Raw genomic sequence first — 21864 nt, forward strand, 5'->3', positions numbered from 1 at the left:
AGAGCGACAATCGCTGCACATTCCCGCCCCCCACAGGAAGGCCGGCCTTCCCGATGCGCACACGTTCGAGACGTCCACGAAAATGGTTCATGGCGCTGCAGTCCGCAGCCGTCCTCACCCTCGGTCTGGTCGCCGCTCCGGCCGCCCACTCCGCCCAGAGCCCCTACGAGCGCGGACCCGCCCCCACCGAGACGAGCGTCCGGGCCTCGACCGGCCCGTTCCAGTACGCCCAGGTGAGCGTGCCGGGCGCCGGCTTCGGTTCGGGCACGATCTACTACCCGACCGACACCGGCCAGGGCACCTTCGGCGGTGTCGCGGTCTCACCGGGCTTCCTCTCGCCCGAAATCCTCATCGCCTGGCTGGGGCCAAAACTGGCCTCGAACGGCTTCGTGGTCATCACCATTTCGACCAATAACCCAGGAGACCAGCCCGACAGCCGCGGCGAGCAGCTTCTGGCCGCGCTGAACTACCTGGCCACGCAGAGCCCGGCGGCCGTGCGCCAGCGGCTCGACCCCGGCCGGCTCTCGGTGATCGGGCACTCGATGGGCGGCGGTGGCGCCCTGCGCGCGGCCGACAGCCGGCCCGACCTCCAGGCGGCCATCCCGCTGGGCGGCTGGCACACCAACAAGAACTGGTCGAACATCCGGGTCCCCACCATGGTCATCGGCGCCCAGAACGACTTCATCGCGCCCAACGACCAGCACTCCCAGCGGTTCTACACCAGCATCACCCAGGCCCCGGAGAAGGCCTACCTCCGGCCCGTGGGCACCGGACACGTCAACGTCGGCACGGGAACCCCGGTGGTCGGGAAGTTCGTCCTGTCCTGGCTGAAGCGCTTCGTCGATGACGACACCCGCTACGACCAGTTCCTGTGCCCGACGCCCTCCGGCAGCGACCTCGTCGAGTACCACAGCACCTGCCCGCACACCTGATCCGCGCTCCCACCGGTGGCGGCCGGCGCGAGGCGGCCGCCACCCGGTCAGCGGCCGGTGAGCCTCGCCCAGGATTCGCCGGCCACCCAGGGGTTCGTTTCGCACTCGGCGAGGAAGGCGCCCGGGAAACCCAGGTCGAACTCCGCCGCCGCCGCCAACTGCTCGGCCGTCTCCGCGGGCAGGGCGACGTCGACCGAGCCGAGGTTCTCGGTGAGCTGGGCGACGCTGCTCGCGCCGACGAGCGGGTGCACGGCGCTCGACCGGGTTCGCAGCCAGGCGAGCGCCACCTGGGCGGCGGGGACGCCCAGGTCGGCGGCGGCCTTCCGGACGGCGCGTGCGACGGCGTGGTCCCGGGGGGTGAGGGTGGCGGGGTCGGTCCGGGGGCCGGCGCCGCCGGGGTCGAGGAACTTTCCCGACAGGACGCCGCGGGCGAGCGGGGCCCAGGCGGCCACGCTCAGCCCGAGCGCCTCCGCCATCGGCAGCAACTCCCGCTCCACGTCGCGCTGGAGCAGGTTGTAGGGCACCTGGAGGCCCGCGAACGGGGTCCAGCCGTGCCACTCCGCCAGGGTGTTGGCGCGGCTGACCACCCAGGCGGGGGCGTCGGAGATGCCCACGTACAGGATCTTCCCGGCGCGGACGGCGTCGTCCAGCGCGCGCATCGTCTCCTCGATCGGGGTGTGCCGGTCCCAGAAGTGCACCCAGTAGAGGTCGATGTGGTCGGTGCGCAGCTGCCGCAGGCTCCGCTCCAGGGACAGGGTGAGGTTCTTGCGGTGGTTGCCGGCGGCGTTCGGGTCGCTCCGGTCACGGGAGATCGAGTACTTCGTGGCGAGGACGAAGCGGTCGCGGCGGCCGTCCAGCAGCTCGCCGAGGATGCTCTCGCTGTCGCCGTACGCCGAGGCGGTGTCGATGACGTTGCCGCCGGCGTCGGCATAGGTGTCGATCATGGCGCGGTACTCCCGGACCGCGTCCGCGTTCTCCCGGTCGTGGAAGGTCATCGCGCCGAAGAACAGCTCGGACACGCGCAGCCCGGTCCGGCCCAGCAGTCGGTAACGCACGGGTCCTCCTAGCCTTCGGTGAAGGTGCTCATGGCAGCCGAGCCTGCCGGTCGGGGCAGCGCGGAGGGAGGCCGCGGTGAGACTGGTCCTCCCAGGGCCATGATCGCCGGAACCGGCTCCGTGGCGGGTAGGCTGCCCGGCATGGCAGGCAGTGAGCTGGGGGCCTTCCTGCGTTCCCGGCGGGAGGCCGTCGCGCCCGCCGAGGCGGGGTTTCCGAACGGGTCGCGGCGCCGCACGCCCGGGCTGCGCCGGGCCGAGCTGGCCACGCTCGCCGGGGTCAGCGTGGAGTACCTCACCCGGCTGGAGCAGGGGCGCGACCGGCGCCCCTCGCCCGAGATCATCGGTGCGCTCGCCGAGGCGCTGAGCCTGTCCGCGGACGAGACGGTCCACATGCACCGCCTGGTCAAGTCGGGCGACGGCCGCTGCCAGTGGGCCGGGCCGCCGGCTCGCACGGTGCGCCCCACCGTGCGGGCGCTGCTCGACCGGCTCGAACCCGCCCCGGCGATCGTGGCCGACCGGCTGGGCGAGGTGCTCGCCTGGACGACCGGGTACGAGCGGCTCGCCGCCCCCGTCGGGCTGCTGGACGTCCGGCCGCCGCACCTCGCCCGGTTCGTGTTCACCGACGACCGGGCCCGGACCGTCTACCCCGACTGGGAGCGGGTCGCCGACGAGCGGGCGGCCGCGCTGCGGGCCGCGGCGGCGCTCGGCGACCCGTACGCCGCGGACCTCGCCAAGGAGTTGACGGCCGCGGCCGGCGCCTCGTTCGGTGACCGGTTCACCGCCCCGGGCGCCCTCCCCGGGTACACCGGCGTCGAGCGGTGGGCGCACCCGGTGGCGGGCGAGTTGCGGCTGGCCTACGAGAGCCTCGAACTGCCCGACGCCGACGAGCAGCGCCTGGTCGTCTACCTCCCGGCCGACGACGCCGCATCGACCGCGCTCGACCACCTCACCGCGGGCTGAGCGCCGCCGGGAACCGGGCCGGCCACGGCGTGCCCGAAAGATTCTCACACCAATGGGTGTGGCTCGGTACCGTATTGTGCGCCGGCTGAATTATACATTTCTTGTAGTTGCCGAGTTGACTGCGGATCGCGCAGTCCGCAAGGGTGGAAAACACCTGACACCAGGATATGGACGGGCGGTGCGGATCGCTTATGGTCACGAGAATACTGGTCACCGGAGGAGCCGGTTTCATCGGCTCGCATTACGTGCGCTCGGTGCTCGAAGGGAAGCATGAAGAAGTGCGCGTGACCGTGCTGGACAAACTGACCTACGCGGGTAATCCGAACAACCTGCGGGAGGTCCGCGACGATCGGCGGCTGACCTTCGTGCGCGGTGACATCTGCGACGCGCGCCTGGTCGACGGCCTGGTCCGGCGGGCCGACCAGGTGGTGCACTTCGCCGCCGAATCACATGTGGACCGCTCGCTGTTCGGCGCGGACACGTTCGTGCGCACCAATGTGCTGGGCACCCAGACCCTGTTGAACGCGGCGCTGCGGCATGGCCTGGAACGGTTCGTGCACATTTCCACCGACGAGGTCTACGGGTCCATCACGGCGGGCTCCTGGACCGAGGACCACCCCGTGCAGCCGAATTCACCGTATGCGGCGTCCAAGGCGTCCAGCGACCTGGTCGCGTTGTCCTACCACCACACCCACGGTCTGGACGTGCGGGTGACCCGGTGCTGCAACAACTACGGGCCGCACCAGTTCCCGGAGAAGGTCATCCCGCTGTTCGTGACCAACCTGCTGGAGGGGCGGAAGGTGCCGCTGTACGGCGACGGCCGCAACGTCCGGGAGTGGCTGCACGTCGGCGACCACGTCCGGGGGGTGGAGCTGGTGCGCACCGGCGGCTCCCCGGGCGAGATCTACAACCTCGGCGGCGGCACCGAACTGACCAACCGCGAGCTGACCGGGATGCTGCTGGCGGCGTGCGGGGCGGGCCGGCACATGGTGGAGCACGTGCCGGACCGGCTCGGGCACGACCTGAGGTACTCGACCGACTGGACGAAGGCGCGCGACGAGCTGGGCTACCGCCCGCGCACGGACTTCGCCGCCGGCCTCGGCGAGACGGTCGCCTGGTACCGGGAGCACCATGACTGGTGGGCTCCGCTCAAGCACGCCGGGTGACGATTTACCGTTTTGTTGTAAGACAATATGAAATGGGTACCCCTGCCGGATGCCGAGCGGCCGCGTCCGCACCGCGGCCACTCGACATGAGCGCTCCGCGAAAAGAAGGCGACGAGGGGAGGCAGGGGTGCGATCGAACGGATCCGAGCCGAAACGGGGTGCCCCACACCGGACCGAAGAACCATTCACTCCGGTCATCGGATCAAATGGTTCACTCTTCAATCATTCGGCCGGCACCGAGGCCGTGGAACAGCCGATCCGGATCCTCGTGGTGGCGGACTGCTCCGCGGTCGCCTACCTGGTCGAGGACATGCGCTGGCACGGGTTCGACGCGCACGCCGCCAAGTCCGGAACGGGAGCGATGGAGGAGTACGCCGACTACGACGTGCTCCTGCTGGACGTCGACCTTCCCGACCTCGACGGGCTGGCGGTCTGCCGGACGATCCGCGCCACCAGCGACATCCCGATCATCGGTTTCACCTCGCAGCCGTCCGAACTGGACCAGGTGCTGTGCCTGGAGGCCGGCTGTGACGACTGCATCGAGAAGCCGTACCGCTCCCGGGAACTGGTCGCCCGGATCAACGCCGTCATGCGGCGGGTGCGGGTCACCGACGGCGAGCCCGGACGGCAGGACGGGCAGCGGCTCTCGCTGGGCCCGCTGTCGATCGACTCCGTCGCCCGCGAGGTCCGCCTGCACGACCGGCTGGTCGGCACCACCCGCAAGGAGTTCGACCTGCTGCGCCTGCTGGCGGCCGAGCCCGAGAAGGTCTTCTCCCGCGAGGAGCTGATGACCGAGATCTGGGACCACCCCGCCGAGGCGGACGTGAGCCCGCAGGCCAGCCGAACCATCGACACGCACGTCAGCAGCCTGCGCGGCAAGCTGGGCGGGGGCGGCTGGATCACCACCGTCCGCGGCGTGGGGTTCCGCTTCGGCGGCCCGTGAGCCGGTCGGGGCCGCCGCCCGGTCGGCGGCCCCGACCGGCTCGGCTCAGGCCGCGAACCGCCACCGGGTCTGGGAGAACTCGTCCTTGCCGAAGCCGAACACGGTCACCGGTGCCAGCGCGTAGACCCACGTCTCGCCGACCATGCCGTGGAAGGCCCCGTCCCGGACCTTGAAGTGCCACTCCTCGGAGTACTTGGCCCGGTACACCTCGGCCACCCGCCCCAGCTCGGCGTCGTCGGTCACCCGGACCGCGTCGCCCTCCAGGACGATGTCGAGCCCGCTGCGCAGCCGGTTGCACCCGGTCATCAGGATGCATCGGGAGTCGCCCGACAGGTTCCCGACCTTGCGCTCGCCCGGCCCCGAGCAGAAGTACATCCGGTCGGCGTGCCAGACCGCGACCAGCGGAGTGGTGTGCGGCCGCCCGTCCGGGCGGAGGGTCGTCAGCCAGTACAGCTCCGCCTCGGCCAGCAGCCGGCGCCCCTCGCTCCACGGGGCGGCCGACGCGCCTTCCCTGCTGAACCGCAGGTCCAGCTCGACGTCGAACGGTTCCTTCGCCATGTGAGAACTCCTCTCCTTGCGGACGGTCACGCCGACCGCTCTCGCGGTGCGGGCACGGAGTAGGCCCCGGAACGGTCGCCGCGGGCCAGCGCCGGGTAGGCCGCGATGATCCGTTCGATCTCGGTGCGCAGGTCGTGCCCCGCGCAGAGCCGGTCGAGGATGTCGTCCTGCCACGCCTGCCGCCGGACGACCTCGTGGTAGGGCATGTGGGTGAAGGCGACCATCTGGTAGAGCGGCATGAAGTCGCCCGGGCAGCGCCGGCCGAGCAGGCGTTCCAGCCGCTTGCGGGCGTGGAAGCGCTCGTCGTCCACCCGGGCGCTCAGCTCCTCCAGGTTGGCCAGCGACAGGTCGGTGATCGCGTGGCCGGGGGCGACGCGCAGCTCGCTGTACTCCGCGACCGCCCGGGTGACGCCCGCCACCGGGTCGCCGGCGGCGTGCCGGTCCAGCAGCGAGCACAGCACCGAGACGTCCTCAAAGGAGCAGTTGATGCCCTGCCCGTAGAACGGGACGATCGTGTGCGCCGCATCGCCCAGCAGGACGGCCCGCTCGTCGTGGTACGGGGTGCACCGGACGACCTTGAGCTGGGCGGGGCGGGTGCCGAGCACGTCCTCGGCCACCCGGGGCAGCGCCGGCGCGATGTCGCCGAACTCGCGGTCGAACAGGTCCCGCACCGCCGGCCGGTCACCCAGCGACCGGAACCGCAGGTCCCGCCCGCCGCCCTCCAGCGGCATGAACAGCGTGGTGGTGAAGGTGTCGTCGCGGTTGGGTTGCGCCTGCAGGAAGTGGTCGCCGCGCGGCCACAGGTGCATGCCGGCGCGGCCGCTCTCGGGCCGCCCCGGCTCGCCCAGCCGCCAGCGCATCCGGTGCTCGTCGGCGGTGTCCAGGGCGATCTCGACGTGCCCGTGCGGGATGTACCCCTGCTCGATCCGCATCCGGGCGCCGGACTTGGACAGCTCGTGCCGCAGCAGGCTGTTCGCTCCGTCGCAGCCCACGAGCAGGTCGCCCGAGACGCTGCACACGCCGCCGTCCGCGGTGACGAACGTGGCCTCGGCCCGGCGCGAGTCGGCGACGACGCACGTGTGGCCGTAATGCACCCGCGCGCCCTCCGCCATGGCCTGCCGCAGCAGCGTCCGGTGCAGCACCGAACGCGGGATGGACAGCAGGTGGTGGTCGGGGTGCACCCCGTAGGGCTGGTAGGAGACGCCGCCGTCCCGGTGGTGCACGATGCGCTGGGACAGCACCACCCCCGCGGCGTACAGCGCGGCGCGCTGCTGCGGGCCGAGGCAGTTCAGCCCCCGGGAGGTGAGCGTCAGGTTGAACGAATGCCCTGTGGGGGCCGGGCCCTCGTCGAAGGCCGGGCACTTCTCGTACAGGCTGACGTCGAAGTTCCGCCGGCGCAGCTCGATGGCCGTGAGGCACCCGACGGGACCGGCTCCGACGATGATCGCTCGTGGCTTGCGGATGGCGTGTGGCACGGTGCGGTCCTTTCCGGTCGATCACGGAGCCGGGACGGTTGCGAGCTCTCCGGTCGCCCGGAAGTAGCCGATCATCGCGGTGATCCAGGCCCCGTCGGCCGCGGGGAACTCCGTCCCCAGCGCCCGCAGCTCCCGGGCGGTGGCCTCGTTGGTGTACAGGTGGTCGCCCAGCTCCAGCACGCCCTCCTCGAACAGCGGGACGAGGCTGGCCAGCGAGTACCCGCCGTCCTCGCCGCTGCGGTCGGCCAGGGCGGCCAGCCAGTCGTCCGCCGGGACCAGGTCCAGCCCGTAGCCGGCGGCCCGGATCGCCGCGAACACCGCGTCCCAGCTCAGGCCCTCGGGGTGGAAGACATGCAGGGTCCGGTTCGGTGCGGACTCCGCCAGCGACAGCCGGGTGACCGCGTCGGCGACGAAGTCGACCGGCAGCAGGTCCACCGGCGGCCCGGGTTCGGCGGGGGCCAGCCCGAGCTCGACGAAGCTCTTGAGCTGCAACCAGAAGAAGTCGTCGGCCCGGCAGGCGCCGGTGGCCGAGTCCCCGCCGATCCGCCCGATCCGGTGGATCGTCACCGGCACCCCGCGCTCGCGCGCGGCCAGGGCCAGCCGCTCGGCGACCCACTTGCTCTGCGCGTAGCCGATGCCGAGCCCGCGCGGCTCCGCCGGGACGCCGTCCTCGGTGACGACCCCCGACGGCTGCCGGGGGGAGAACACCGCCGGCGTCGACATGTGGTGCACCGGCTTGCGGGTGCGCTCGGCGGCGAACTCCAGCACGCGGACGAAGCCGTCCACGTTGGTGGGCTTGACCGACGCGTAGGGGGCGGCGAAGTTGATGTGCGCGGCCGCGTGGTACACCGCGCCGACCTCCCCGGCGAGCCGCGCGTACGCCGCGGCGTCCAGGCCGAACCGGTCCTCGGCCAGGTCGCCGGGTACCACCTCGATCCGCGCCGGGTCCAGGTCGGCTTCGAGCCCGTAGCGGCGGGCGTTGGCCAGCAGCCGCGACCGGGCCTGGGCTGCGTCGCCGGCCCGGACCAGGCAGTGCACGGTGCGGCCGGCGGCCAGCAGCGAGCGCAGCAGGTAGATCCCGAGGAAGCCGGTCGCGCCGGTCAGCAGCACGTGCCGCGACTCCGCCGGGGCGGTGCCGTCCGCCGTCAGGCCGTCCGGCAGCCGGACGTCGGCCCACAGGTCGGGCTCGCCCGGGTCGTCCCCGGCCCCGGACAGCCGGGCCGCCATGCCCGCCACCGTCGGCGCGCCGAGCAGCGTGCCCAGCGCGATGTCGGCGCCGAACTCCTCGCGCACGGCCTGCATGAGCCGCACGGCCAGGATCGAGTGGCCGCCGAGGGCGAAGAAGTCGTCGTCGAGCCCGACGTCCTCGCTCTCCAGCAGCCCGCTCCAGATCGCCAGTAGCCGGCGCTCGGTCGCGGTCGGCTCCCGCGCGTGCTCCCGCGGGCCGCGTGGCGCGGTGTCGGCCGGTGCGGGCAGCGCCCGGCGGTCGATCTTGCCGCTGGGCGTGGTCGGGACGGCGTCCAGGTACGCGAAACGCCACGGGATCATGTAGTCGGGCAGGGTCCCGCCGAGCAGCCGGCGCAGCTCGGCGGCCGGGGCGGGGCGCGCCGCGACCAGGTACGCGATCAGCCGCCGGTCGCCGGGCCCGAAGTCGGCCGCGACCACCGCCGAGGTCTCGACGAAGTCCAGCCCGTTCAGCGCGGCCTCGATCTCGGCCGGTTCGACGCGGTAGCCGCGCACCTTCACCTGGTCGTCCACCCGGCCGAGGTAGTTCAGCTCGTGGTCGGCGGTGTACTTGACCAGGTCGCCGGTGCGGTAGAGCCGGGCGCCGGGGTCGAACGGGTCGGCCAGGAACCGTTCCCGGGTCTGCTCGGGCAGGCCGTTGTAGCCGGGGGACAGGATGTCCCCGCCCACGTACAGCTCGCCGGGCACCCCGAACGGCACGGGCCGCCGGTGCTCGTCCAGTACCGGCAGCTTCACGCCGGTCACCGCGTGCCCGATGGGCGGGGTCTCGCCCCAGGCGGCGGGGTCGGCGGGCAGCCGGTGGACGGTGCACAGGTGGCTCTCCGACGGGCCGTAGATGTTGAACAGCCGGGCGCCGGTGTGGTGGGCGAACATCTCCCGCAGCGCGGGCGTGACCACCAGCTGCTCCCCGGTCGAGTAGACCTCGGCCAGGTGCGGCAGCGGGGTGCGGTTGCGCGCCACCAGGCCGGCGATCTGGTGCAGCGCGATGTAGGGCAGGAACAGCCGGGCGATCCGCCGCTCGTCCACGAACGCGACGAGCCGGTGCAGGTCGGTCCGCAACTCCTCGCCGACCACCACCAGCGTCCCGCCGGCGCACAGCGTGCCCAGGATCTCCTCGACCGAGACGTCGAAGGACAGGGACATGTACTGCAACGTCCGGGCGGCGGCGTTGGCGCCGGAGATGTCGATCTGCCGGTGGACCAGGTTGGCGACGGTGAGATCGTTGATGATCACGCCCTTCGGCCGCCCGGTCGAGCCCGAGGTGTACACCACGTAGATCTCGTCCCGCGGGGACTTGTACCGCGGCGGGTCGGTCGCCGGGTGCGGGCCCGCCCCGGCGTCCAGGTCGAAGACGCAGGTCCCGACGGGCAGCCGCCCGGCCAGGGAACCGCAGGTGACCACGACCGAGGCCGCGGAGTCGGCGAGCATGTACTCGATCCGGTCCTGCGGGTAGGCCGGGTCGAGCGGGACGTAGGCCGCGCCGGACTTGAGCACCGCCAGCAGGGCGACGATCATCTCCGGGCCGCGGTCCAGGAAGATCCCGACCCGTGCCCCGGCGGCGGCACCGCGCCCGCGCAGCGCCCGGGCCAGCCGGTTGGCCGACTCGTTGAGCTCCCGGTAGGTCAGGGCACGGTCCTCGAACTCCACCGCCGTCGCGTCGGGCGTCCGCCGCGCCTGCCGCTGGAAGATCTCAGCGACCGGTTCCCGGCCCACCCGCTCGTCGGCGGGGGCGTCCCAGGCGGCCAGCAGTTCCCGCTCCTGGCGGGGGGTGAGCAGCCGCAGGTCGGCGACGGTGGCGTCCGGCCGGTCGGCCATCTCCGCCAGCAGGTTCAGGAACCGCTCCGCCATGGCCCGCACGGTCTCCGGCAGGAACAGCGCCGTGTCGTACTCGAAGACGCCGCCGAGCCGGTCCGTGTCCTCGTCCGGTTCCTCCTCCAGGAGCAGGACCAGGTCGTACTTGGCGCCGTGGCTGACGTGCCGCCAGGGCTCGACGTCCAGCCCCGGCACCCGGTAGGCGCGCCGGTCCTTGCGCAGGTGGGTCACCATGGTCTGGAAGATCGGGGCGTGGCCGGTGCTCCGGCCGGGGTTGACCGCCTCGACGACCTTCTCGAACGGCAGCGCCCGGTGCCGCATCGACTCCACGACCTCGGTCTTGACCTGGCCGAGCAGTTCCCGCACCGGCATGTCGCCGGTGACGCGGGGCAGCAGCGTGACCGTGTTGATCAGGTGCCCGACGACCGTCTGGGCCTCCGGCCGGTCGCGCAGCGAGGCCGGCATGCCCACCGGCAGCTCCCGCCGGCCGGTGTGCTTGTGCAGGAAGACCGCGTACGCGGCGAGCAGGAACATCAGCGGGGTGACGCCCTCGGCGCGGGCCCGTTCCCGCAGCCCGCGCAGGGTCCGCTCGGGGACCGCGAAGGGCACCGCCCCGCCCGCGAACGCCTGCACCGGCGGCCGGGGCCGGTCCAGCGGCAGGTCGAGCAGGGGAGCGACCCCGCCGAGCTTGTCCTTCCAGTAGGTCAGGGACTCCTCCGCCGCGGGCCCGCCCGGCCGGTCCTGGACGTCGCGGAACTGCCAGGGACGGTCGGTGCCGCCCGGCTCCCGCCCTTCCGCCAGGTCCCGGTACGCGGCGAACAGCTCGGGCAGGAAGACCTGCCAGGAGAAGCCGTCGAACACCGCGTGGTGGACGTTGCAGAGCAGCCGGGTGTCGCCGGGCCCCCGCCGGGCGCACACCACCCGCAGCAGCGGGCCGTGGCGCAGGTCGAAGTCGGTCCGCGCGACGTCGTCCACCAGCCGGTTCAGGTCGGCCCCGGCCGGGGCGTCGGCGACCTCGAACCGGACCTCCGGCTCGGCCGAGATGCGTTGCATCACCGTGCCGTCGACCAGCTCGAAGGTGGTGCGCAGGCTCTCGTGCCGGCCCACCACCCGGCGCAGCGCGCGCTCCAGCAGGGCGGGATCGAGCGCCGACCGGACGCGCATCGAGATCGGCGAGTTGTAGACCGTCGGGTCGGCCGCGTACTGGCCGATGAACCAGATGCCGGCCTGCCCGTCCGAGGCCGGGTGCAGGCGGTCTTCCGGAAGGTCGGCCTCCCGCGCCCGGTCGTCCCGGTCGTCCCGGACGGTCGCGATGTGCTCGGCGAGCGCGGCGGCGGTCCCGCAGCGGGCCACGTCGTCCCCGGTCAGCGGGACGCCCAGCACGCTCCCCAGATCAGCGGCCAGGTCCCTGGCCAGATCAGCGGCCAGATCAGCGGCCAGGGCGGCGGGGGGCTCGGCGGGCGGGGCGTGGTCGGCGAACCGGTCTCCGGCCGCGGGGGCGGCCGTTCCGGTCACCGCCCGCCACCGTTGGAGTACCACGGCGAGCAGCAGATCGTTCACCTTCGAACACCTCCGATCGGGTGTCAGCCGGTCCGCGCGGGCACGCCGGCGCGGATCTCCTCGACGCGGGCGGCCAGGGACTCGGCGGTGTCGTGCTGGAAGACGTCCTCGGCCTGCACGGTGACGCCGAGCACCTGGCGCAGGCCGGCGGCGAGCTGGATGAACTGCAGCGAGTTGCCGCCCGCGGCGATGAAGGAGTCCCGGGTACCGAGTTCGGGCACCCCGGCGATCGTGCGGTAGAGCCCGGCGATGACCGAGGCCAGCGGGTCGTCCACGGGGGCGCCGGCCGCGGCCGGGCGGGCGTCGCGCGGTTCTTCGAGTGCCATGCGATCGACCTTTCCGTTGAGGTTCACCGGCAGTTCGGTGCGGTGGTGGAAGCGCGCCGGGTGCATGTAGTCGGGCAGCCGCTCGCGCAGGCCCGCCAGCAGGTCCCCCACCGGGACCGGCGCGTCGTCGCCGGTGGTGTAGAACGCCACCAGCTCCTTGAGGTTGTCGGCGGCGTCGAACGCCTTGACCACGACCTGGTCCACCGGCGCGGCCTGCCTGAGCGCCAGCTCCACCTCGCGGGTCTCCACCCGGAAGCCCCGGATCTTGACCATCTGGTCGGTCCGGCCGACCAGCGCGATCTCGCCGCCGGGGGTGGTGCGGGCCAGGTCGCCGGTGCGCAGCAGCACCGGGTGGTCGACCGCACCGGTGTGGATCTCCAGCGAGCCGCGCAGCGGGTCGTCGACGAACTTCTGCGCGGTCAGGGCGGGCGCGTTCAGGTAGCCCAGCGCCACCCCGGCGCCGCCGATGCACAGCTCGCCCACCTCGCCCGGCGGGCAGGGCCGCAGGGAGCCGTCCAGCACGTGCATCGTCACGCCCGGCAGCGGCCGGCCGACGGGGACGGCGCCGCCGCCGAGGTCGTCTTCGGTCACCCGGTGCACCGCGGTCAGGGCCGAGTTCTCGGTGCACCCGAACGCGTTGTAGATCGTCGCGTCGGTGGCGCGCAGCGCCCGGGCCAGGTGCGGCGGCGAGGCGAACTCCCCGCTGATGATGATCGTCCGCACCTCGCGCAGCGCGTCGGGGTGGTGGGTGACCAGCAGGTTGAACAGCCCGCAGGGCAGGTTCAGGAAGGTGACCTTCCGCTCGGTGATGGTCGCGGCCAGGTCGGGCAGCGAGGGCAGCTCCGGCGGCGCCACCACCAGCCGGGCGCCGTGCAGCAGGCTCAGCCAGATGTCGGTGGTGGAGGCCGCGAAGGAGAGCGCGGCGAGCTGGAGGAACGCGTCGCCGGGCCCGACGGCGACCTCGCCGTTGTGGTCGGCGATCCGGGAGATCCCGCGGTGCGCGATCCGCACGCCCTTGGGGCGGCCGGTGGAGCCGGAGGTGAACAGGATGAACGCGGTGCTCTCCGGGTCCGCCGCCAGCCCGAGGTCGGTGTCGGCCAGGCCGGCGCTCCCGGCCAGCAGGCCGGCCGCGTCCCGGACGGTCACGCCCTCGCCCAGGTCGATCGGCCCGTCGCCGACGACCAGCGGCAGGGCCGCCTCCGCGGCGACCGCCCGGCGCACCGCGAGCGGGTGGGCCGGGTTCAGCGGGACCACGCACGCGCCGGCCTTCAGCAGCGCCAGCAGCGTGACGTAGAGCTCGATCGAGCGGGACACGTGCATACCGACGCGCGTCCCCGGCCGGACGTCCTCGCGTTGCAGCCGCCGGGCGAGCCGGTTGGCCCGGGCGTTCAGCTCCCGGTAGGTGAGGGTGACGTCGCCGTACTCCAGGGCGGTGCGGTCCGCCGCCCGCCGCACGGCGCGTTCGAAGGCGTCGGAGAGGCTCGGGACTCCTTGCAGGTCGTGTTGTTTCCGCACGGGGTGCCTCCTCGGGGGCTCGGGGGGTCTCGGGGGGAACGCGAAGGCCCCCGGCGCGGTGCCGGGGGCCTTCGGGATGCGGTGGGTGTCAGCGGTGCGCCGCCGGGCTGCCGTCCGGCAGTGACCGGCGCAGGTACTCGGCGGTGTGCGAGTCGCAGGTCCGCGCCATCTCGGTGGGCGTCCCGGCGAAGACGATCTCGCCGCCCTGCTCGCCGGCGTCCGGGCCGAGGTCGATGATCCAGTCGGCGTGCTTGATGACGTCCAGGTCGTGCTCGACCACGATCACCGAGTTGCCCGAGTCCACCAGCCGGTCCAGCAGGGCCAGCAGGGTGTCGATGTCGGCCATGTGCAGACCGGTGGTGGGCTCGTCGAAGACGTAGACGCTGCCCTGCTCGTGCAGCCGGTGGGCGAGCTTGATGCGCTGCCGCTCACCGCCGGACAGCATCGACAGCGGCCGGCCGAGCGTCAGGTAGCCCAGGCCGACCTCGTGCAGCGGGGCGAGGCGCTGCAGGATGGTGGGGTTGGAGAAGTACTCCAGCGCCTCCTCCACGGTCAGGGCGAGGATCTCCACCACGTTCTTGCCGTCGAGCTTGTAGCGCAGCACCTCGTCCCGGTACCGGCGGCCCTCGCAGACCTCGCAGACGGTGGTGACCGGGTCCATGAAGGCCAGGTCCATGGTGATGGTGCCGCGGCCCTGGCACTCGGGGCAGCCGCCCTTGGAGTTGAAGCTGAACAGCCCGGCGTCCACGCCGTGCTCCTGGGCGAGCAGCCTGCGCACCATGTCCCAGACGTTGGTGTACGTCGCCGGGGTGGAGCGCGGCGAGATGCCGATGGCCGACTGGTCCAGCACGATCGCCTCGGGGTGCTCAACAGCGAAAACACCCGAGATGAGGGTGCTCTTGCCGGACCCGGCCACCCCGGTGACCGCGGTGAGCACGCCGGTCGGGACGTCGACGGAGACGTTTTTGAGGTTGTGCAGGTCCGCGCCGCGGAGGGGCAGCGCGCCGGTCGGCTCGCGGTACCCGCCCTTGACGTCGAGCACCTTGCGGTAGCGCCGCCCGGTCTCGGTGTCGCTGGCCGCGAGCTGCTCGACCGTCCCCTCGAAGACGATGTCGCCGCCGTGCGTGCCGGCGCCGGGCCCGACGTCGACGACGTGGTCGGCGATGGCGATGACGTCCCGGTCGTGCTCGACGATGAGCACGGTGTTGCCCTTGTCCCGCAGCGCGGCCAGCAGCCCGTTGAGCCGGTCGACGTCCCGGGCGTGCAGGCCGACGCTGGGCTCGTCGAAGACGTAGGTCATCCCGGTCAGGGCGCTGCCCAGGTGGCGCACCGTCTTGAGGCGCTGGCCCTCGCCGCCGGACACGGTCCGGGTGGGCCGGGCCAGGCTCAGGTAGCCCAGCCCGACCGACTCGATGCGGCGCAGCGCGGCCAGTGCGGCCGGCACCACGGCGGTGGCCGCCACGCCCGTGACGCCTTCGAGCACGCCGATGAGGTCGCTGATCTCCATGGCGCAGTAGTCGGCGATGTCGTGCTCGCCGATCTTCGTGGCCAGCGCGGCCCCGTTCAGCCGGGCGCCGTGGCACTCGGGGCAGGGCCGCTCCGACACCAGGTCCTCGACGGCCTTGCGGTCGCGGGCGTTCAGCGACTCCAGCCCCGGCTTGATGTAGCGCCGGGTGAAGCGGTGCACCAGCCCCTCGTAGTCGTTGATGGCGACCTTGCCGAGGTCGTCCGGGCGGCGGGTCTGGAACCCCTCGCCGTACAGCAGCAGGTGCATCTCCGCGTCGGTGTAGCGGCCGACGGGCTTGTCGGCGTCGAACACGGGCTCGCCGACGTGGTCGATGTCCTTCCTGGGGTCGTAGCGGCTGATCTGGGCGTACCGCTTCCAGTAGTTCGTCCCGACCGCGAAGGACGGGTGCCGGATCGCCCCCTCGTTGAGGGACTTCTCCTTGTCCAGCAGCCGGTCGAGGTCGAGTTGCAGCTTGTTGCCCAGCCCCTCGCAGGTCGGGCACATCCCCTGCGGGTCGTTGAAGGAGTACAGGTGCGAGGGGCCCGCGCTGGGGGCGCCGTACCGCGAGAACAGCACCCGCAGGATGGGGTTGACCTCGGTCATCGTCCCCACCGTGGAGCGCGAGCCGCCGCCGACCGGCTTCTGGTCGACGATGATCGCGGGGGTCAGGTTCTCGATGAAGTCGAACTTCGGGCGCTCGTGCCGCGGCAGCCGGTTGCGGATGAAGGCGGGGAAGACCTCGTTGAGCTGCCGCTGCGACTCCACCGCCAGGGTGTCGAAGACGATCGACGACTTCCCGGATCCGGACACGCCGGTCACGACGGTGAGCCTGCCGTGCGGGACGCGCAGCGTGATGCCCTTCAGGTTGTTCTCGCGGGCACCGGTGACGACGATATGGACGTTGTTGCCGCTCATCGTGCGTTCACTTCTCCTCGGATGTCGCGGCCGGGGTCACGTTGCTTCTTGCCGACGTTGCCTTCCCCTGACAAGGGGGTTGACACCGGGCTAGGCCGCCCAGGGCAGGCCGTCGGCCACCCGCAGATCGGTGAGCGAGACGCGCCCGCCCCGGGTGAGCAGGTCGGTCATCAGGGCGGGGAGCGGGGCGTCCAGGGCGGTGCCCACGTTCTCGAACCACTCCAGGCTGGCCTGCGCGACCCGCTGGGCGTCCTCCACCACCGGGCGGCGCGCCGCCTCGTACGTCGCCAACGCGTCGGGCACGGTGCCCGCCCCGCGCAGCGCGGCGGCGAGGGCGAGCGCGTCCTCCAGGGCCAGCTTGGTGCCCGAGCCGATGGAGTAGTGGACGGTGTGCGCCGCGTCGCCGAGCAGGACCACGTTGCCGGCCCGCCAGGTCGCGTTGCGGACCACGGTGAAGTGGTGCCACCGCGACCCGTTGGAGCGCAGTGGCGCGCCGTCCAGGTGCTCGGCGAAGAGGCCGGCGAGCCCGTCGAGGTCGGGTCGCCCGCCCGCCGTCGGCGCGCCCGGGCCCGCCTCGACCAGGAAGGTGCTGCGGCCGGGCTCGTAGGGGTAGGCGTGCGCGAGCACCGGCCCGGACGCGGTCTCGGCGACCAGGAAGCTCAGCCCGTCGAAGGACCCGCCCGCCCCCAGCCACGCGTAGCGCAGCGCGCACGGGGTGGCGGTGGTGCCGAAGGACTCCAGGTGGGCGGCGCGGATCGCCGAGTGGGCGCCGTCCGCGGCCACCACCAGGTCGGCCGCGGCGCGCAGCCGCCCGACCGGCGGGGCCGCCCGGTGGTGGTGCATGGCCACGCCCAGCCGGTCGCACCGCCGCCGCAGGTGCCGCAGCAGCGCCCGGCGGCCGATGGCCGCGAACCCCAGGCCGGTCGTGGTGGCCGAACCGCCGCGGTGATGCACCGTGACGTCGTTCCAGCCGACCAGGTCCGGCGCGAGGGCGCCGGCCAGCGCGAGGTCGGCCCGCCGCAGCGCGTCCAGCGCCGGGGCGGAGAAGATGACCCCGAATCCGTAGGTCCGGTCCGCGGGGTTGCGCTCCCAGACCTCCACGTGGTGCCTCGGGTCGAGTTCCTTCGCCAGCGCGGCGAAGTACAGCCCGCCCGGGCCGCCACCGACAACGGCGATCCGCACGTGTGCTCACCTCCCGGCAGTGGGTGGGTTCTCCGGTCAGCCGATCAGCTCTTCGATCCGGCCGACGATGGCCGTGGGGGACGGCAGCGCCGCCATCTCCCCGGCCACCTCCGTACCGGCCTTCCGGTAGGACGGGTTGCGCAGCGCGGCGTCGACCGCCCGCGCCACGTCGGGGGCGGTGATGCCCGCCATGTCGAGGGTCATGCCCGCCCCGCGCGCCTCGACGGTCTGCGCGTTGGTCCAGTTGACGGTCCCGGCCAGCGGGATCGCGATCTGCGGCAGCCCGGAGACGAACGAGGTGAGCACGGTGCCGGAACCGCCGTGGTGCACGATCACGTCGCTGGTGTCCAGCAGCGCGCGCAGCGAGATCCAGTCCACCGTCCGCACGTGGTCGGGCAGCGGGGTGGGCAGCTCGGGCAGGTCGGCGCCGGCGGTGAGGACCACCACCTCCACGTCCAGGTCGGCCGTACCCTGCACGATCTCCCGGTAGATGCTGCCACCGCGGGACATCTCGGTCACCGACCCGCAGGTGGCCACCACCCGCGGCCGGTCGGCGGGCACCCGCGCCCACTCCGGCAGCGACGAGCCGACGCTGAAGGCGGTGTACCGCATGGGCAGGGTGTGCCCGGGCTGCTCGATCTCCGAGGGCAGCTGCACGAAGTCGCTCAGCGAAGCCGGGCACACGTCGATCTCGATCTCCGCCTCCCGGAGGGAGTCGATCCCGGCCTTGCGGGCGGTCGGCGCCAGGTACTCCAGCGCGGGCCCGAACGTGGGCAGCGGGGTGCCGTAGCCGTGCAGGATCGCGGGGACGCCGACGATCCGGGCCGCGAGCAGCCCCGCGGCGTGGATCGACGGGTAGACGATCGCGTCGGCCCGCCACTCCCGGGCCACCTGCACGAGCTCGTCCAGCATGAGCTCGCCGACCTCGCCGAACACGGTGCCGTACACGCCCAGCATCTCCTCGTCGGACAGGTCCGCGCCCAGCGAGGTCTCGTTCAGCTTGCGCACCAGCTCGGCGTAGGGCCGCACCACGTCGTTCCTGGTGCCAACGTCGGTGGCGATCAGCCCCGAGGCGGTGGCGGTGCGCAGCGCGGACCCGCTGGTGGCGACCAGCGACTCGTGCCCGGCGGCCTGCGCGGCGTGCGCCAGCGGGATCAGCGGCATCAGGTGCGAGGATGCCGACATCGTGGTGAACAGGTAGCGCATCATCTGCTCCTTCCGTTTCCGGACGTGCTCAGGGTGGGGACCGCCGCGTACTCCACCGGCGGTTCGCCGGAGTCGGCGATCAGGTCGTAGCGCAGCGGGGTCGGCACCCGCCGCCCGGTGATGCTCCGCTCCACCAGGTCGATCAGGTACCTGCCGTGGTCGGTGTCGGCGTGCTCGCGGCCGAGCCGCAGGCACTGTTCCTCGCCGATGAAGCCCATCCGGAACGCGATCTCCTCCAGGCAGGCGACCCGCAGGCCCTGCCGCTGCTCCAGCAGCTGGACGTACTGCCCGGCCTCCAGCAGCGAGTCGTGGGTGCCAGTGTCCAGCCAGACGAACCCGCGGCCCAGCTCCACCAGCCGGGCCCGGCCGCGCTCCAGGTAGACCCGGTTGACGTCGGTGATCTCCAGCTCGCCGCGGGCGGACGGGGCCAGCCCGCGGGCGATGTCCACCGCGTCGCCGTCGTACATGTACAGGCCGGTGATGGCGAGGTCGGAGCGGGGCTCGCTCGGCTTCTCCGCCAGCGCCACCAGCCGGCCCCGGTCGTCCACCTCGCCGAGGCCGTAACGCCAGGGGTCGCGGACCGGGTAGCCGAACAGGGTGCACCCGTCCAGCCGCTCGGCGCTGGACTGCAGAACGGAGGAGAAGCCGGGGCCGTGGAAGACGTTGTCGCCCAGCACCAGCGCCACCGGCTCGTCCCCGATGTGGTCCGCGCCGATGATCAGGGCCTCGGCGATGCCGCGGGGCTCCGGCTGCTCGGCGTAGTCGATCCGCAGGCCCAGCCGGGAGCCGTCCCCGAGCAGGTCGCGGAGCAGCCCGAGGTGCTGCGGCGAGGAGATGACCAGGATGTCCCGGACGCCGGCCAGCATCAGCACCGACAGCGGGTAGTAGATCATCGGCTTGTTGTAGACGGGCAGTAGCTGCTTGGACAGCACGCCGGTCAGCGGCCGCAGCCGGGTGCCGCTGCCACCGGCGAGGATGATGCCCTTCATGAGGTGCCTCCCGGGGCGGACAGCCGCTTCTCGATGACGTGGCTCTCGTGGTGGTCCGGCAGCAGCCCGAGCTCCCGGGCCTCGGCCAGGGTGGGGGCGGCGGCGTCCCGCGGGGAGAGCACCGGCGCGACGTCGCGGGGAATCGGCAGCCCCAGCTCGGGGTCCAGGACGTCCACCGACCGCTCGTCGGCCGGGTCGTAGGTGCGCGACAGCAGGTACGCCAGGGCGGTGTCGTCGGCGAGCGCGACGAACGCGTGGCCGACGCCGACCGGGTAGTACACCGCCCGGAAACCGGTGGCGTCCAGCTCGACGGCGTCCCACCGGCCGAACGTGGGGGAGCCGACGCGCAGGTCCACCACGATGTCCAGCGCCCGGCCCCGCACGCAGTGGACGTACTTGGCGGTGCCCGGCGGCGTGGCGGTGTAGTGCACGCCGCGCACCACGTCCCTGCGGGACGCGCTGAGGCTGGTCTGCGCCACCGGGAACAGTGGCCCGTCGTGCGCGTCCTCGAAGGCCGTCTCGTGGAACACCGAGACGAAGAGGCCGCGGTCGTCGCGGTTCACCCGGGGGGTGAACTCCAGGGCCCCCTCGACGGCGAGTCGTCGGGTTTTCATCCGTCCTCCAGTCCGAGCCGGCCCAGCACCGCCCGGCCCAGCGGGGTGCGCGGGCGGCCGAGGTCCAGCGGCAGGTCGAAGTGGTCACGGTCGGCGGCCACCAGGCCGGTGGCCCGCTGCCCGGTTGCGCGCAGCGCGCCCAGCAGCAGCGCGTGCTGGCGGGCGTACTCGCGGGTTTCGTGCCGGCCCCGGGCCACGAGCACGTCGGGGACGCGCAGCGGCAGCCGCCGCAGTGGGCTGTGGTCGGCCGCCGCCCGGGCGTCGAGCCCCAGCGCGTCGTTGACGTAGCTGTGCCGGACCGGCTCCAGGTCGTAGACGCCGCTGAGCAGGCAGGCCCCGGCGACCTCGGCCGGTTCGGGGCCGGTGACGGCCAGCGCCACCAGGTGCGCCCCGGCCGAGCTGCCGGCGGCGTGGACGCGGTCGGGGCGCGAGCCCAGGTCGCGGGCGTGCGCGCGCACCCAGCGCAGCCCCCGGCGCACCGACGCCGCCATCTCGGGCAGCCCGCGCCGGGGGGCCAGCCCGTAGCCCAGCGCGACGTACCCCGCCCCGGCCGCGATCAGGCCGGGGGCGGGGAAGCAGGCGTCCTCCTTGCTGGACTCCTGCCAGTGGCCGCCGTGGACGAACACCAGCAGGGGCGCGCCGGGCAGCAGCGGGGGGAACCAGTGCAGCCGCTCGTCGGGCGAGGGCCCGTAGGGGACGTCGAGCTCGCAGTCCAGCCGGCGGCGGGCCGCCGCGCTCTCGTCGCGGTACCTGGCCAGGGTGCCGGCGGCGTCCCGGGCCAGGCGGCTGGGCGAGTACTCCCGGTCCAGCTCCTGCCGGGACGTCACGGGGCCCGCCTGCCCTCCACCACCCCGTGCGGCGTCCAGCCGGTGCCGGCGACGCGCCGCAGGCCGGTGAAGCCCGCCGCGCGCAGCCACTCCTCGTGCTCGCACCAGCGGTAGATGGTGCTGTCGCGGAACGGGAGGGTGGCGAAGTAGACGTTGTCCAGCGCCGCGTACAGCGGGCCGGCGCCGTCGTCGTCGCAGAACGCGTTGAAGACCAGCACCCGGCCGCCCGGCTCGACCGCGTCGTGCGCCTTGCGCAGCAGCCGCAGGTTCTGCTCGGGCGACCAGATGACGAGCTGGTGGGCGAACAGGACGCAGTCGTGGCCGCCGGGGTAGGGGTCGTCGAAGATGTCCGCGGCGTGGGTGCCGACCCGGTCCGCCAGCCTGGCCCGCTCGATGTTGCGGCGGGCGGGCTCCAGCGCGCCCGGCCGGTCGAGCACGGTGATCCGCAGCTGCGGGTGCGCCCGGGCCAGCGCGATCGCGTTGACCGCGTCGCCGCCCCCGACGTCGAGGATCCGCCGCGTCCCGGTGTGGTCGACCTGGTCGACCAGGACGGGGTTGGACAGCTCGGACCAGGAGTTCATGCACCGGTAGAACAGCTCCTCCAGGCCCGGCACGCCGGCCAGCCGCGAGTACAGGTCGCGGGTGTCGCCCGGGAAGTGCCGGATCCCCGCGTTCTCGCCGGTGCGCAGCGACTCGGCGAAGTCGGCGGCGGGCAGGTAGGACACCCGCGCCTGGAACTCCACGATGTCGCGCAGGACGGGCCAGCTGCCCTGGGCGAACGCGGCGGCGACGGCCGGGCCGGTGCGGTACCGGCCGCCCTCGACGGCGGTGAGCCGCAGCGCGGTGGTGCCCAGCAGCAGGATGCCGGCCGGGCGGCGGCCGAGCCCGAGGGCTTCGGCCACCTCGGCCGCGCCGAGCGGGCCGCGCTCGTGCAGCAGCTCGAACAGCCCGAGCTCGCAGGCCGCGTTGAGCTGCTGGAACGCGGCGTGCCCGAACAGGATGGGCACCAGCTCCGCCAGGTCGGATCCGGTGGCGGGCGGCTCGTGGACGGTCAGATCGGTCATGGGTCCCTCCGGG

16 protein-coding genes are annotated in these 21864 nt (G+C 73.2%); 4 read left to right on the forward strand and 12 right to left on the reverse strand.

Annotated features, from left to right (window positions below):
- Positions 1-89: 89 nt before the first annotated feature.
- Positions 90-932: a dienelactone hydrolase family protein gene (locus tag DPM19_RS23565; RefSeq protein WP_233510669.1), complete on the forward strand. Its 843-nt coding sequence runs from the start codon at positions 90-92 to the stop codon at positions 930-932.
- Positions 933-979: 47 nt separating this feature from the next.
- Here the strand turns inward: DPM19_RS23565 and DPM19_RS23570 are convergent, their stop codons facing one another.
- Positions 980-1987, reverse strand: a complete 1008-nt coding sequence (locus DPM19_RS23570) for an aldo/keto reductase (RefSeq protein WP_111870190.1) — start codon at positions 1985-1987, stop codon at positions 980-982.
- 141 nt (positions 1988-2128) lie between these two features.
- Between DPM19_RS23570 and DPM19_RS23575 the strand changes: the two genes are divergently transcribed.
- From DPM19_RS23575 to DPM19_RS23585, 3 genes are all read left to right on the forward strand, one after another.
- The gene (locus DPM19_RS23575; RefSeq protein WP_111870366.1) at positions 2129-2947 is read left to right on the forward strand and encodes a helix-turn-helix domain-containing protein; all 819 of its coding nucleotides are present in this window, start codon (positions 2129-2131) and stop codon (positions 2945-2947) included.
- Positions 2948-3138: 191 nt separating this feature from the next.
- Entirely contained in the window at positions 3139-4113 is a 975-nt protein-coding gene (gene rfbB / locus DPM19_RS23580; RefSeq protein WP_111870191.1) for a dTDP-glucose 4,6-dehydratase, read from the forward strand.
- Positions 4114-4357: 244 nt separating this feature from the next.
- On the forward strand, positions 4358-5056 hold the full coding sequence (locus tag DPM19_RS23585; protein ID WP_233510670.1) for a response regulator transcription factor: 699 nt from the start codon (positions 4358-4360) through the stop codon (positions 5054-5056).
- 45 nt (positions 5057-5101) lie between these two features.
- On the opposite strand, the gene DPM19_RS23590 is transcribed toward DPM19_RS23585, so the two are convergent.
- The 11 genes from DPM19_RS23590 to DPM19_RS23640 all read right to left on the reverse strand — a co-directional run bounded on the left by DPM19_RS23590 (position 5102) and on the right by DPM19_RS23640 (position 21851).
- Positions 5102-5614 carry a pyridoxamine 5'-phosphate oxidase family protein gene (locus DPM19_RS23590; protein WP_111870193.1) on the reverse strand — a complete coding sequence of 171 codons (513 nt, stop codon included), beginning with the start codon at positions 5612-5614 and terminating at the stop codon, positions 5102-5104.
- Between the two features lie 26 nt (positions 5615-5640).
- Positions 5641-7089 carry an FAD-dependent oxidoreductase gene (locus DPM19_RS23595; RefSeq protein ID WP_233510671.1) on the reverse strand — a complete coding sequence of 483 codons (1449 nt, stop codon included), beginning with the start codon at positions 7087-7089 and terminating at the stop codon, positions 5641-5643.
- 21 nt (positions 7090-7110) lie between these two features.
- On the reverse strand, positions 7111-11706 hold the full coding sequence (locus DPM19_RS23600; RefSeq protein ID WP_158566872.1) for a non-ribosomal peptide synthetase family protein: 4596 nt from the start codon (positions 11704-11706) through the stop codon (positions 7111-7113).
- A gap of 23 nt (positions 11707-11729) precedes the next feature.
- A complete protein-coding gene (locus tag DPM19_RS23605; protein ID WP_111870195.1) occupies positions 11730-13547 on the reverse strand; it encodes a non-ribosomal peptide synthetase in 1818 nt (605 codons plus the stop codon).
- Positions 13548-13635: 88 nt separating this feature from the next.
- On the reverse strand, positions 13636-15969 hold the full coding sequence (locus DPM19_RS23610; protein WP_111870196.1) for an ATP-binding cassette domain-containing protein: 2334 nt from the start codon (positions 15967-15969) through the stop codon (positions 13636-13638).
- Between the two features lie 90 nt (positions 15970-16059).
- Positions 16060-17151, reverse strand: coding sequence for an FAD-dependent monooxygenase (locus DPM19_RS23615; protein ID WP_111870197.1), 1092 nt, complete (start codon positions 17149-17151; stop codon positions 16060-16062).
- Between the two features lie 36 nt (positions 17152-17187).
- A complete protein-coding gene (locus DPM19_RS23620) occupies positions 17188-18357 on the reverse strand; it encodes a glycosyltransferase (protein WP_111870198.1) in 1170 nt (389 codons plus the stop codon).
- Complete coding sequence (rfbA, locus tag DPM19_RS23625; protein WP_111870199.1) at positions 18357-19346, reverse strand: glucose-1-phosphate thymidylyltransferase RfbA; 990 nt, start codon at positions 19344-19346, stop codon at positions 18357-18359. The genes DPM19_RS23620 and rfbA overlap by 1 nt, the downstream gene beginning before the upstream one ends.
- Complete coding sequence (locus DPM19_RS23630; protein ID WP_111870200.1) at positions 19343-19960, reverse strand: dTDP-4-dehydrorhamnose 3,5-epimerase family protein; 618 nt, start codon at positions 19958-19960, stop codon at positions 19343-19345. Before DPM19_RS23630 ends, rfbA begins: the two co-directional genes overlap by 4 nt.
- Positions 19957-20787 carry an alpha/beta hydrolase gene (locus DPM19_RS23635; RefSeq protein ID WP_111870201.1) on the reverse strand — a complete coding sequence of 277 codons (831 nt, stop codon included), beginning with the start codon at positions 20785-20787 and terminating at the stop codon, positions 19957-19959. Before DPM19_RS23635 ends, DPM19_RS23630 begins: the two co-directional genes overlap by 4 nt.
- On the reverse strand, positions 20784-21851 hold the full coding sequence (locus DPM19_RS23640; protein WP_111870202.1) for a methyltransferase: 1068 nt from the start codon (positions 21849-21851) through the stop codon (positions 20784-20786). The genes DPM19_RS23635 and DPM19_RS23640 overlap by 4 nt, the downstream gene beginning before the upstream one ends.
- Between the last annotated feature and the right edge of the window lie 13 nt (positions 21852-21864).

Origin of the sequence: Actinomadura craniellae (assembly GCF_003289645.1) — a bacterium.
GTDB lineage: Bacteria > Actinomycetota > Actinomycetes > Streptosporangiales > Streptosporangiaceae > Actinomadura_D > Actinomadura_D craniellae.

Bases quoted from the DNA above. Each gene is read 5' to 3' on its own strand.
- DPM19_RS23565 (WP_233510669.1), top strand. From the start codon at position 90: ATGGCGCTGCAGTCCGCAGCCGTCCTCACCCTCGGTCTGGTCGCCGCT.
- DPM19_RS23575 (WP_111870366.1), top strand. From the start codon at position 2,129: ATGGCAGGCAGTGAGCTGGGGGCCTTCCTGCGTTCCCGGCGGGAGGCC.
- rfbB (WP_111870191.1), top strand. From the start codon at position 3,139: ATGGTCACGAGAATACTGGTCACCGGAGGAGCCGGTTTCATCGGCTCG.
- DPM19_RS23590 (WP_111870193.1), bottom strand. From the start codon at position 5,614: ATGGCGAAGGAACCGTTCGACGTCGAGCTGGACCTGCGGTTCAGCAGG.
- DPM19_RS23610 (WP_111870196.1), bottom strand. From the start codon at position 15,969: ATGAGCGGCAACAACGTCCATATCGTCGTCACCGGTGCCCGCGAGAAC.
- DPM19_RS23620 (WP_111870198.1), bottom strand. From the start codon at position 18,357: ATGCGCTACCTGTTCACCACGATGTCGGCATCCTCGCACCTGATGCCG.
- rfbA (WP_111870199.1), bottom strand. From the start codon at position 19,346: ATGAAGGGCATCATCCTCGCCGGTGGCAGCGGCACCCGGCTGCGGCCG.
- DPM19_RS23630 (WP_111870200.1), bottom strand. From the start codon at position 19,960: ATGAAAACCCGACGACTCGCCGTCGAGGGGGCCCTGGAGTTCACCCCC.
- DPM19_RS23640 (WP_111870202.1), bottom strand. From the start codon at position 21,851: ATGACCGATCTGACCGTCCACGAGCCGCCCGCCACCGGATCCGACCTG.